Here is a 12,278-nt window from a genome sequence, read left to right on the forward strand (position 1 = left end):
TTGATCTTGTGAAAGGGCAGCGCTTGCCCTTAGGTCTTTCGGCACGCCGCGAGACAGATACCCGATATGCCGCCTTCGACCAGATCCCGCCAAAAGCCTGCGCCCGCCGACGTCGGGCCGACGCTCGATCTCGATCGTTACGTCCCGGCGTTCATCACCTTCATCGCCAACAAGCTCTCGAACAGCGCGACCGCGTTCTATCAGCGGCAGTTCGGCGTCAACGTCACGGAATGGCGGATCATGTCGCTGCTGGCGATCGAGCCCGGCATTCCGGCCTCGCGCATCTGTCACGTCATCGGCTTCGACAAGGGCCCGGTGAGTCGGACGCTCGCGCGTCTCGAGAAGCGCGGGCATGTGTCGATCCGCACCGACCCGAACGACGGCCGCACCCATTCGATCTCGCTGACCGCGAAGGGCCGCACCACCCATGACAAGGTGATCGCCGCCGCGTTCGAGCGCGAGCGGCGTCTGTTGTCCTGCCTGAGCAAGGACGAGCGCGAGGTGCTGATCGACCTGCTGCGCCGATTGCACGAAAATCTCGGCGCGGTGACCGGCGGCGCTGAGGCCTGACGGACTACGCGCTGCGCGCAATCTGGTATCACCCCCAGGCATGCGCTGGCGTTTGCCCGCGGCACCCTCTCTGCCGAGCATCGTCTCCTCCGATCCGACGCGGCGGTTCCCCCGCCGTCATCCTCGTCCGAAACGGTTCGCACAAATTAGTTGCTTCGGCAACAAAAGAATCGAAGGATATCGCGGCAGGATGGCTGGCGTATTGGCCGGTTGTCTCGCACCCCTCCCGTCATTCCGGGGCGCGTAGCGCGAACCCGGAATCCATCGTACGGCAGCCTCAGCGGTGAAATGGATTCCGGGTTCGCGCCAAGAGGCGCGCCCCGGAATGACAGCGAGATGAGTTGCACCGCCTTGCTATGCAGTTTCTTCCAACTCAGCCGCTACAACCCAACCCACTCCACCGACGCATCATCATTCACCTGCGCCACCGCATCCGCACGCCGCGTCAACACGGCGCGCTGGTTGATGTAGCCCTTGTCGGTGATTTCGCCCCCATCAACCGACGGCGGTTCGGCAAGCAGCAGTGCGCGCGTGGCGTGGCCGGAGGAATTGGTGCCCTGCTGCTTAAGTTTTGCAAGGCCCTGCGCGATCGCAGCCCTGACCTTGTCATGCCTCAGCACATCATTGACGCCCGCCGTTTCGGACAGACCGGCGTAGGCGCGACAGGCGACAATGTTCGGAAACACCAGAAAACGCACCTCATCGCCGCCGTGGCCAGTGACGACGATGTCCTGCGCCAGCGGCGCAAGCGCAGCGATGCCGGCGACGCGCAGCGTGCCGACGCTGACCCAGGTGCCGGAATTGAGCTTGAAATCTTCCGCGACGCGACCGTCGAAGAACAGGCCACGCTCAGGCCGCTCGGCATCGGCAAGCTTCACGGCGTCGCCGATCAGGTAAAAGCCCTCCTCGTCAAAGGCCAGCCTGGTCAGCTCGGGCGCTTTCCAATAGCCTGGCGTGACATTAGGACCGCGCACGCGCACCTCCAGCTTGTCGCCCGAGGTGACGAGCTTCAGCTCGGTGCCGGGAACCGGCACACCGATATTGCCGGAGCGCTCGGCAAGGAAATGGCAGTCTGTCGCAAGCGGTGAGGTTTCGGTCGAGCCCCAGGCCGAGACCATCGGCATGAAATGGCCGACGGTCTTGATCGACAGCTCCTCTAGCGCATCCCAGAGGTTCTGTGGCAGCGCGGCGCCGGCATAGAAGGCGAATTTTACTTCGCTGAAGAAACGCCGGCGCAGCTCCTCATCAGCACGCAACGCTGCGATCAGCATGTCAAAGCCGCGCGGCACGTTGAAATACACCGTCGGCACCACGCTTTTCAGATTGGCCAGTGACGTCGCAAACAGTCCGGGCGTGGGCTTGCCGCCGTCGATGTAGAGCGAGCCGCCATTGCGCAGCACGAGATTGAAATTGTGGTTGGCGCCAAACGTGTGGCTCCAGGGCAGCCAGTCGAGAATGACGAGATCGCTGCCGGCTTGCTCGAGAAAGGTCCAGGTCTGCGCCTTGGCCTGCTGGCTCGAGGTCAGCATGCGCTGGGTGTTGATGACCGCCTTGGGCGTGCCGGTCGAGCCCGAGGTGAACAGGAATTTTGCGATCGTGTCGGGGGTGACCGTAGCGAAGGCCTTTGCGACGTCGGGCGTCTCGGCCGTTGCAGCGATGGCGCGGAAGGCGAGCGCATCGGCGTCGCCGGCATTGCCACTGATGATCTGCGCCTTGTGCAGCGGCTTGATCGCGGCGAGCGCCGCCGCAAACGGCTTAGTGGCGGAAACATAGATCGCGCCTGGCTCAAGCAGCGCAATCATGCTTTTCAGCTTGTCGAAATCCTTTGACATCTGCGAATAGGCCGGCGAGATCGCGGCCGAAGGCACACCGACATGCTGTGCCGCCAACGCGAGCAGCGCATGATCGATGCTGTTATCTGAGAGGATAACAACGGGGCGCTCCGCGCTGAGCCCTTGCGCCAGAATCCACGACGCTGCCGCGCGTACCCGCCGCAGGGCACCCGCGTAAGTCACGATAGCCCAGGGCGTATCGGCGCTGTCACGCTCGGCGAGGAAGACTTTGTCCGGCGTTTGCCGCGCCCATTGTTCCAGCCAGTCACCGATGCAACGCGCGCTGTCGCGCAACGGCTCCGGCGAGCGCAGCACGATGCTGCCGTCGGCGCGATGCTCCGCGACGGTTTTTGGCGTTGCGAACAGGCTCGAATCGTCACCACGAGTGGCGGTTGTCATAATTTCCTCCTCGCCCATATCCGGGATCGGCCGCCGCCTCGTTCCGGGCTGCTTTAGCCATAATGTTGGGGAGGACAATTGTTGTCGTCAACAACAATCTTCCGCTGGGGCCGTCGAGACGCTAAGGTCACACAGCAGGAGACCTCCACGTGACAGTCAGCGCTACTCGCCCCTCCCCCAACAAACGCGCCGGCAACGGCACCGCGCCGCGGATCGACGCGGACGAGATCGGCCTCGATGCGCTGGTCGGACACGCCGGCTACGCGGTGCGGCGCTTCCAGATCTGGATCTTTCAGGACTTCATCAAGACGCTCGGCGACGTCGACATCCGGCCGACGCAATATTCGGTGCTGACCGTGATCGGCGCCAACCCCGGGCTCTCTCAGATGGTGGTCGCAAAGCGCCTCGGTATCGAGCGTGCCCGGTTGGTGCATCTGCTCGACAGTCTCGAGCAGCGCAAGCTGGTGAAGCGGATCAAGTCGAAATCGGACCGGCGCTCGCACGCGCTGCACCTCACCGGCCAGGGCGAGACGGCGCTGGCCAAATTCCAACGCCTCGCCGCCGAGCACGAACGGCATGTCGAGGAGAAGATCGGCAAGGCGAACCGGGAGCGGCTGCTCCAGATCCTCGCTGGCTTCACCTGATCCCGACTGCACATAAATTGGGCAAGTGCCCATAACAGGGCGCCGGCGCAGCGGTCCGTTCAATCATCGAAATATCACTCAACCCACTGATTGCACGATAATATCCGAGGCATCGCGTCTGCCCGGATAATGTACACAATGGCACATCGCTTGCTTCATTCCGGGTGGGACCTGTTGCCGGAGTTTTATCGCCATGAAGGCTGAGATGGGGGCTGAGCAGCCTGAAACGATCGCCGCGATTGTGGCCGCGCATCGCGCGGGCACGATGACGCCGGCGCAGACGGTCGCGCGGACCTATCAGCGCATCCGCGACCGCAACGATCCCGCCATCTTCATCGGCCTGCGCGACGAGAACGACGCGATCACGGAGGCCAAAAAGCTCGCCACGCGCATGGATGCCGCCAGCCTGCCGCTCTACGGCGTGCCGGTCGCGGTGAAGGACAATATCGACGCGCTGGGCTTTCCGACCACGGCGGCCTGCCCGGCCTTCTCCTATGCGCCGACGCATGACTCGACTGCGGTCGACCGGCTGCGCGCGGCCGGCGCGATCATCATCGGCAAGACCAATCTCGACCAGTTCGCAACCGGCCTGGTCGGCGTGCGATCGCCCTATGGCATTCCCAGGAATTCGATCCGCGAGGATCTCATTCCCGGCGGGTCGAGCTCGGGCTCGGCTGTGGCGGTCGGCGCTGGCCTCGTGCCGCTGTCGCTCGGCACCGACACAGCCGGCAGCGGGCGCGTGCCGGCGATGCTCAACAACATCGTCGGGCTGAAGCCGAGCCTTGGCATGATCTCGACCGCGGGACTCGTGCCGGCCTGCCGCACGCTCGACTGCATCTCGGTGTTTGCGCTGACGGTGGATGATGCCGCGCTCGCGCTGTCGGTGATGGCAGGACCCGATCAGGCCGATCCGTTCTCGCTCGACCGGCCGCTGGGCGCCCTCACGCCTTTCCCGGCAAATTTGCGCCTCGGGGTGCCGCGCAACGGACAACTGATCTTCTTCGGCGACAGGAAGGCGGAAGCCGCATACGGCGAAGCCCTGAAGCGCTGGACCGCGCTCGGCGCGACGCTGGTCGAGTTCGACCTCGAGCCGTTCTACGAGACGGCGCGGCTGCTCTATGAAGGTCCCTGGGTCGCAGAGCGCTATCTCGTGATCAAGAATCTGCTGGCGTCCGCGCCCGACTCGATCCATCCGGTCACGCGCGAGATCACCGCGGCCGGTGCACGGCTGACGGCGGCAGAGACCTTCTCCGCACTCTACCGCTTGCAGGGCCTGCGCAAGATCGCCGAGCGGACGTTTGCCAATATCGACGCGCTGGTGCTGCCGACGGCGCCGACGGCGTATACGACTGCGCAGGTGCTCGCCAATCCGATCGAGCTCAACAGCCGGCTCGGCACCTACACGAACTTTGTGAATCTGCTCGATCTCTGCGGCCTCGCCGTGCCGGCCGCGATGCGCGCGGACGGCATTCCATTCGGCATCACACTGCTCGCGCCCGCAGGACGTGATGCGCTGCTTGCGAGCATCGGCCGCGTCTTCCATGCGGATACGAAGCTGGGGGTTGGCGCGAAGGGCGTAGCGCAAGCACCGCTCGCGGCGCTTCCTGCAAACAGCGCCGACGAGATCCCGATCGCCGTGGTCGGGGCGCATCTCTCCGGCATGGCACTCAACGGCGAGTTGAAGGCACTGAACGCAAAGCTGATCGAGGCGACGCAGACGGCGCCGAACTACAAGCTCTACGCGCTCAGGACCACGCCGCCGAAGCCCGGCATGCTGCGCGTCGAGGCCGGCAAGGGAGCGTCGATCGAGCTGGAGATCTGGTCGCTGTCGTCATCGGCTTTCGGCAAGTTCGTCAATGCGATTCCTGCGCCGATGGCGATCGGCACGATCCGGCTTGCGGACGGCCGCAGCGTGAAGGGATTTCTCGTGGAGCCGGAAGTGCTCGGCGAGGCGCGCGATATTACGGCGTATGGCGGCTGGCGGAAGTTTATGGCGGAAACGGCGAAAGTATAGGCAACACTGCTAACCCAACAAATGCTGTCGTCCCGGCGAAGGCCGGGACCCATAGCCACAGGATTGAGTTTGACGAAGGCCCGGAGCTATCAGCTGCGCGCCACAACTACTCCTGGGGTTATGGGTCCCGGCCTTCGCCGGGACGACAGTGAGTGTGCAGCGACTTCCGTACCTACACCGACACCGCGTAAATCTCATACTCCCCGCGCACCAGCTCGATATGCGCGCGCATCGCGGCGGCGGCGCCCTGCTTGTCGCCGCGCATGATGGCGACGACGACGCGGTCGTGCTCGGCTTGCGACTTCGCCAATCGGCCGAGGTTGCGGAACTGGGCGCGGCGGAACGGCTGCACGCGCACGCGGGTGGCAAGCGTAATCTCGGCGATGTAGCCGTTCTGCGATCCCGCATAGATCGCGTTGTGGAAGCGCTCGTTGACCTCGTGAAAGCGGTCGGGGTTGCCGGCGTAGCTCAGGACGCGCAGCTCTTCGTGGATGGCCTCCAAGCCGTGACGCTCGGCCGCCGACATGCGCTCGGCGGCGAGGCCGGCGCACAGCGCCTCCAGTTCCGCCATCGCCTCGAACATGCTCGTTAGTCGCTCGAATGAAGGCTGCGCCACCACCGCACCGCGATGAGGCCGCGCCTCGACCAAGCCGCTCGCCACCAGCTGGCGCAGCGCTTCGCGCACCGGCGTGCGCGAGACGCTGAAGCGCCTTGCGATGTCGGTCTCGTCCAGCGGCGCGCCGGGCGCGAGAGTTCCACGCACGATCTCGTCGGCAAGCTGCAGCCGCAGTTCCTCGGCGCGCGTGACCTTCTGCACCGATGACGAGGCACGGTCGACGCGCGGCACCACCGGTTCGGCCGGCAGTGTCCCGGGCGGAAAATCGTCAAGCGTCATACGGTCAGGTCTCTTTCGACTCGTCGATGATGCTGACATGGGCGGCGACGACGCGCCAGCCCTCCGGGAAGCGAATCCAGGTCTGCATCTGCCGGCCGACCTTGCCGGGAGCCGTGTCGCGATAGAACAGAGTGGAGGCCACGGCCGTGTCGCAACCATAGCTCGAGATCACCGTCTTGGCGGTGCGGCGGCCGAGGCCGACCGGCGAGCGGCCGGCGCGGAAGCCGGAGATCGCCTCATAGCCGTAGAGGTTCTCGCCGATGCCGTAGCGCAGCGTGCGCGGATCATTGCGGAAGAGCTCGCCGAGCACGGCGACGTCGTTGGTGACGAGGGCCTGCTCATAGCGTTCGAACGCGGCTTTGACTTCCGCGATCACGTCGGGGAGATCGATCTCCATACTAAATTCCTCTCGGCGACGGCGCGGACACCACGCCCATCTTCTCCAATACGTGCGCGACGCGCAACGCGATGTCCTCGCGCCAGGGCGCAGCAATGATCTGCACGCCGATCGGCAGCGGCTCGAGCGGCACCGGCACGGCGACCACCGGCAGGCCGATGAAGGAGATCGGCTGGGTGTGGATGCCGATATTGGCACGCACCGGCAGCTCGACGCCGTCGAGATTGAAATTCACCTGGCCGAGCTTTGGCGCGGTGCAAGGCGTTGCCGGCGCGATCAGCACGTCGACTGACCTGAAAATCTCGGCGAGTTGCGCGCGATACCAGTGCCGGAATTTCTGCGCGCGATCGACCAGCGACGCCGGCACCATGGCGCCGGCGATCAGACGATCGCGCACGGCCGGATCGAAATCGTTCGGCCGCTTGCGCAGGCGATCGAGATGCAGCGAAGCACCCTCGGTGGTGGTGATGACATAGGCCGCCGCGCGGGCGCGCGCGGCTTCGGGGACGTCGACCACTTTCGTCACGCCAAGCGCCTTGGCGACGCGGCTGACGGCTTCGACGGCTTCCGGAAACACGTTCTTCTGAAAATGTCCGCCGGCGATCGCGATGCGCAGATCCGAAACCCGATTGGCGAGCAGCGGCAGCGTGGGCTCCAGACCACGTGTCGTGCAGGCGCAATCGTCCGCGTCCGGGCCCTGCATCGCGTCATAGGCGAGCGCGAGATCGGTGACCGAGCGCGCGAACGGGCCGAGATGATCGAGGCTCGCCACGAACGGAAACGAGCGCGCCCGCGACAGCCGGCCATAAGTCGGCTTCAGGCCAAAGATGCCGCAGAACGAGGACGGCACGCGGATCGAGCCGTTGGTGTCCGATCCGAGCGCGATCGGCACCAGCGCACCGCCGACGGCGCTCCCCGAGCCGCCGGAGGAACCGCCGCTCATCCGCGTCGTGTCATGCGGATTGCGCGAGGGACCGTCATGGACGTTCTCGCCGGTGAAGTCGTAGGCGTATTCGCCCATGTTGAGCGCGCCGACGAGCACTGCGCCGGCGGCTTCCATTCGTTCGATCAGCGTGGCATCGCGCTTGGCAGGCGCGAGGTCGCGGTTGATCTTCGAGCCGGCTCGCGTGGGCAGACCCGCGACGTCGAACAGGTTCTTCACCGCGAAGGGGACGCCGGCGAGCGGGCCGACCTTTTTGCCGGCCGCGATGTCCGCATCGATCGCGCGTGCTTTCGCGCGGGCGCGATCAGCGGTGACGTCGGTGAAGGAATTGAGAACGCCGTCGTGCTGCTTGACGCGCGCAAGCGCGGCTTCGGTCGCATCGAGCGCGGACATCTTGCCGCCCGCAACCGCACTCGCGATTCCGGCGGCCGTCATCTCTGGCTTGGTGGTCATGGCAGCATCAGGCGGTGAAGATCGGCGCCGGCTCGGTCTCGTCCGGCAGCGCGAATACGTCGACCATGCGGCCAAGCCGCAACGAGACTTCGAGATTGGCGCGCACCGCGGGCCGCCAGGCCTCCTCGACCGGCAGCGCCAGCGCTTTCGATACGGCGTCGATATAATTGTCCAGCGGCTCGGCCATCACGCTCCCAAATAATCAGTGCGCTCTCAGTGTACCTGCAACGGCGGATGCGGGATCGCCGTCAGCAGTTCCTTGGTGTAATCGTCCTGCGGATCGCTCAGGACCTTCTCGGAAGAACCTTCCTCAACGATCCGCCCCGTCCGCATCACAATGACACGATCGCACAACAAGCGCACTACATTCAAATCATGCGAGACGAACAGATAGCTCATACCTAGCCGCGCCTTGAGGTCCTGGAGCAGGTTCAGGACGACAGCCTGCACCGAGACGTCCAGCGCCGCGGTTGGCTCGTCCAGGATGACGAGTTTGGGATGCAGCGCGATGGCGCGGGCGATGCCGACGCGGGCCTTCTGGCCGCCGGAGAGCTGGTGCGGAAAGCGATCCAGCAGATTGTGCGGCAGGCCAACCATGGTGGCCAGCTCCTCACAGCGGGCGCGGAGCGCGTCGCGTCCCCTGATATCGCCAAGCTGCATGATCGGGTCAGCAATGGCGCGCGCGGCGGTGAAGCGCGGGTTGAGGCTGTCGGTCGGATCCTGGAACACCATCTGGATGCGGCTGCGCTGCGGCAGCCGGGCAAACGAAGCTGGCGCGATGCCGCCGATGTCCTCGCCGTCGAACTGGATCAGGCCGGAGGTCTGGTCCAGGAGCCGCATCACCATCATCGACGTGGTCGATTTGCCGCAGCCGGATTCGCCGACGAGGCCGACGCTCTCGCCGTGACCGATCGAGAGGTTGATGCCGTCGACCGCGCGGAACACATCGGGCTCCACGGGCGGCTTGCGGCCGAACAGTTTTCCGAGCGTGGCGGTGGCGCCCTGGCGGGGATATTCCTTGACCAGCTTTTCGATGAGGAGGAGAGGCTTCTGGCTCTCTGCGCTTGCTGCAGCCGCCGAGGTTGCCTCCGCAGGCGCGGCGGCTGCACCCTCCTCCTCCGGCAACAGATCCCGCAAGCTCACGCCGAGCCGCGGCGTCGCGCGCATCAGCTTCTTGGTGTAGGGGTGCTGCGGGTTGGCGAAGATGTCGGCGGCCTTGGCGGTCTCGACCACCCGGCCCTTCTCCATCACCACGACGCGGTCGCAATAGGCGGCGGCGAGGCCGAGATCGTGGGTGATCAGGATGGTCGACATCGCCTTGCGCCTGGTCAATTCGACGATCAGGTCCATCACCGCCTTCTGGGTGGTGACGTCCAACCCAGTCGTCGGCTCGTCCGCGATCAGCAATTGCGGATTGCAGGCGAGCGCGAGCGCGATGACGACGCGCTGGCACATGCCGCCGGAGAGCTCGAACGGATAGGCGTGATAGCGCTCGCGCGGCTGGGCGATCTTGACCTGCTCCAGCGCCTCGATCGCCTTCTCGCCGCGATCTGTGACCTGGGCCTGCTGCACATGGGTGCGCAGCACGTCCTCGATCTGGTCGCCGACTTTGCGGATCGGGTTGAGCGCGGCGCGCGGGTTCTGGAAGATCATCGAGACTTCGCGGCCGCGCAGATCGCGCATCTGGGCTTCGGTCGCCGCTTTCACATCGATGCCGGAAAACATCACCGAGCCCTCGGCGATCTTGCCGGCGCGGTCGAGGATGCGCATCACCGCATAGGACGTCACCGACTTGCCGGAGCCGGATTCGCCGACGATGGCGAGCGTCTCGCCCTTGGCGACAGAGATGTTGACGTGCTGCACGGCTTTGACGATGCCGCGGCGGGTGGTGAATTCGACGGTGAGGTCCTGGACGTCGAGCAGCGGTTGGGCGGTCATGGACGCCTCGCGTCGGTCAAAACGCTCGAAAACAACCCCATGCACAGTAGAACGACGTTGGAATCGTCGGGGACTTTTCGCGGGAAGTTTGAACGTGAGGCGGGCACCGCCCTCTCGTTCCCTCCCCCCCTGCGGGGGAGGGGAAGGGAGGGGGGTAGCCACGAACGCCCATCTCCCCCGGGGCTACCCCCCTCCCCAACCCTCCCCCGCAAGGGGGGAAGGAGCGATACAGCGGAATTCAAAATCACCATCACGTCCTGCGCTGGGGGTCGACGATGTCGCGCAGACCGTCGCCGAGGAGGTTGAAGCAGAACACCGCGATCATCAGTGCGAGGCCCGGGAACAACGCGATCCACCATTCGCCTGAGACCATGAAGCCCGCGCCCTCGGCGACCATGATGCCCCATTCGGCGGTCGGCGGGCGGACGCCGAGGCCGATGAATGACAGGCCGGCGGCATTGAGGATGGCGTAGCCCATGGTCAGCGACATCTGCACGATCATGATCGGCATGATGTTCGGCAGGATGTGCACCAGCAGGATGCGGAATTCGTCGTTGCCGGAGAGCCGCGCCGCCTGCACGAAGCCGGCGTTGCGACGCACGTTCGCTTCGGCGCGCGCGACGCGGGCATAGAGCGGGAAGTTGACGATGGCCGTCGCCAGAATGATGTTCTGCACGGTATTGCCGAGCGCTGCGACGATGCCCATCGCCAGTACGAACAGCGGGAAGGCCATGATGGTGTCGGCGATGCGGCCAACGATGCGGTCGGTCCAGCCGCCGAAATAGCCGGCCGCGATGCCCGCGAGCCCGCCCATCAGAAACACCAGCACGACCGAGGCGACCGCGATGAACGTATCGAGCCGCGTCGCCACCACGACGCGGCTGAAGATGTCGCGGCCGAGTTGATCGGTGCCGAACCAGTGCACCGCCGACGGCGGTTTCAGCGCCGCCGCGGTATCCGAGGCGAGCGGATCGTACGGCACGACATACGGGCCGAAGACCGCGGCAAGGAGAATGACGATCAGCAGGGCAAAGGAGAAGCCCGTGACCTTGTTCTCACCGAGAACGTAGCGGGTCTGTTCGAGGATCGCGACAAGGCCCGAGGTTCGTGCGGGACCGGCGGGTTCAACGGCGGGCGCAACAGAGCTCATGGTTCAGCCCTCAAGCCTGACGCGTGGATCGATCACGCCGTAGAGAATGTCGATCACGAGATTCAAAAGCACGTACATCACCGCCATGGTCAGCACGAACCCCTGCACCGGTGCGAAGTCCGACGAGATCAGCGCTTCGACCGCATAGGAGCCGATGCCGGGCCAGGCGAACACTTTCTCCACCAGCACGTTGGCGCCGAGCAGGAACGAGAACACCATGCTGAGCGTGGTGATTACCGGCAGCATCGCGTTGCGAAACGCGTAGGTGACGATGACGGTCGTCGGCGACAGGCCGCTGGCGCGGGCGGTGCGGACGAATTCGGACGCCAGCACTGCCAGCATCGAAGCACGCGTCATGCGTGCGATCGGCGCCAGCGAGAAGATCGCAAGCGTTGTCGCCGGCAGGATGAGCTGGCTCAACGCCGAACGAAACGCCTCGAAGTCGCGCGCGATCAGCGTGTCGATCAGATAGAAGCCGGTCACCGTCGGCGGCGCGCTGTAGAACACATCCAGCCGGCCGAGCGGCGCGGGCGACCAGCCGAGCCGGAAATAGAAGAAATACACCAGCACCAGGCCCGTGAAGAACACCGGCAGCGAGACGCCCGCTGTTGTCGTGATGCGACAGAGATGGTCGATCCATGATCCTGGTCGCGTCGCTGCGAGCACGCCGAGCGGAATTGCGATGACAATCGAGACGATCAGGCCGAGCAGCGTCAGCTCGGCGGAGGCCGGCAGGCGACTGCGGATCTCCGCTGCAACCGGCTGGCCTGTCGTGAGCGAGCTGCCGAAATCGCCATGCGCGAGATCGTTGGTGTAGCGGAAGAACTGCTCGATCAGCGGCTTGTCGAGGCCGAGCTTCTTGCGGATCTGCTCGACCGCTTCCTTGGTCGCGGCCGGACCGGCGAAATACGCGGCGGGATCACCCGGCAACGCGCGCGTCAGCAGGAAGGTGACGATGACGACGCCGATCAGCGAGGGAATCGCGAACATCAGGCGCTTGCCGATCATGGTGAGCATGGGGCGCTCCTCGATGACAGATCGCT

General features: G+C 65.2%; 11 protein-coding genes. 3 read left to right on the forward strand and 8 right to left on the reverse strand.

Annotated features, from left to right (window positions below; genetic code table 11):
* Positions 1 to 66: 66 nt before the first annotated feature.
* Positions 67 to 570: a MarR family winged helix-turn-helix transcriptional regulator gene (locus YUA_RS0125170; RefSeq protein ID WP_027533177.1), complete on the forward strand. Its 504-nt coding sequence runs from the start codon at positions 67 to 69 to the stop codon at positions 568 to 570.
* A 380-nt stretch (positions 571 to 950) separates the two neighbouring features.
* Here the strand turns inward: YUA_RS0125170 and YUA_RS0125175 are convergent, their stop codons facing one another.
* Positions 951 to 2,801: a feruloyl-CoA synthase gene (locus YUA_RS0125175; protein WP_027533178.1), complete on the reverse strand. Its 1,851-nt coding sequence runs from the start codon at positions 2,799 to 2,801 to the stop codon at positions 951 to 953.
* Positions 2,802 to 2,950: 149 nt separating this feature from the next.
* Between YUA_RS0125175 and YUA_RS0125180 the strand changes: the two genes are divergently transcribed.
* Complete coding sequence (locus YUA_RS0125180) at positions 2,951 to 3,445, forward strand: MarR family winged helix-turn-helix transcriptional regulator (RefSeq protein ID WP_027533179.1); 495 nt, start codon at positions 2,951 to 2,953, stop codon at positions 3,443 to 3,445.
* A 193-nt stretch (positions 3,446 to 3,638) separates the two neighbouring features.
* Positions 3,639 to 5,459, forward strand: coding sequence for an allophanate hydrolase (gene atzF / locus YUA_RS0125185; protein ID WP_027533180.1), 1,821 nt, complete (start codon positions 3,639 to 3,641; stop codon positions 5,457 to 5,459).
* A gap of 172 nt (positions 5,460 to 5,631) precedes the next feature.
* On the opposite strand, the gene YUA_RS0125190 is transcribed toward atzF, so the two are convergent.
* The 7 genes from YUA_RS0125190 to YUA_RS0125220 all read right to left on the reverse strand — a co-directional run bounded on the left by YUA_RS0125190 (position 5,632) and on the right by YUA_RS0125220 (position 12,252).
* The gene (locus YUA_RS0125190; RefSeq protein WP_027533181.1) at positions 5,632 to 6,354 is read right to left on the reverse strand and encodes a GntR family transcriptional regulator; all 723 of its coding nucleotides are present in this window, start codon (positions 6,352 to 6,354) and stop codon (positions 5,632 to 5,634) included.
* A gap of 4 nt (positions 6,355 to 6,358) precedes the next feature.
* Positions 6,359 to 6,751 carry an oxalurate catabolism protein HpxZ gene (hpxZ, locus tag YUA_RS0125195; protein WP_027533182.1) on the reverse strand — a complete coding sequence of 131 codons (393 nt, stop codon included), beginning with the start codon at positions 6,749 to 6,751 and terminating at the stop codon, positions 6,359 to 6,361.
* Position 6,752: 1 nt separating this feature from the next.
* Positions 6,753 to 8,147 carry an AtzE family amidohydrolase gene (locus YUA_RS0125200; RefSeq protein ID WP_027533183.1) on the reverse strand — a complete coding sequence of 465 codons (1,395 nt, stop codon included), beginning with the start codon at positions 8,145 to 8,147 and terminating at the stop codon, positions 6,753 to 6,755.
* 7 nt (positions 8,148 to 8,154) lie between these two features.
* Entirely contained in the window at positions 8,155 to 8,334 is a 180-nt protein-coding gene (locus YUA_RS0125205) for a DUF4089 domain-containing protein (protein WP_027533184.1), read from the reverse strand.
* Positions 8,335 to 8,360: 26 nt separating this feature from the next.
* Positions 8,361 to 10,085, reverse strand: a complete 1,725-nt coding sequence (locus YUA_RS0125210) for an ABC transporter ATP-binding protein (RefSeq protein WP_027533185.1) — start codon at positions 10,083 to 10,085, stop codon at positions 8,361 to 8,363.
* A 250-nt stretch (positions 10,086 to 10,335) separates the two neighbouring features.
* On the reverse strand, positions 10,336 to 11,235 hold the full coding sequence (locus tag YUA_RS0125215; RefSeq protein WP_027533186.1) for an ABC transporter permease: 900 nt from the start codon (positions 11,233 to 11,235) through the stop codon (positions 10,336 to 10,338).
* Positions 11,236 to 11,238: 3 nt separating this feature from the next.
* The gene (locus YUA_RS0125220) at positions 11,239 to 12,252 is read right to left on the reverse strand and encodes an ABC transporter permease (RefSeq protein ID WP_027533187.1); all 1,014 of its coding nucleotides are present in this window, start codon (positions 12,250 to 12,252) and stop codon (positions 11,239 to 11,241) included.
* Between the last annotated feature and the right edge of the window lie 26 nt (positions 12,253 to 12,278).

This window comes from Bradyrhizobium sp. WSM3983, assembly GCF_000473045.1.
Taxonomy (GTDB): Bacteria; Pseudomonadota; Alphaproteobacteria; order Rhizobiales; family Xanthobacteraceae; genus Bradyrhizobium.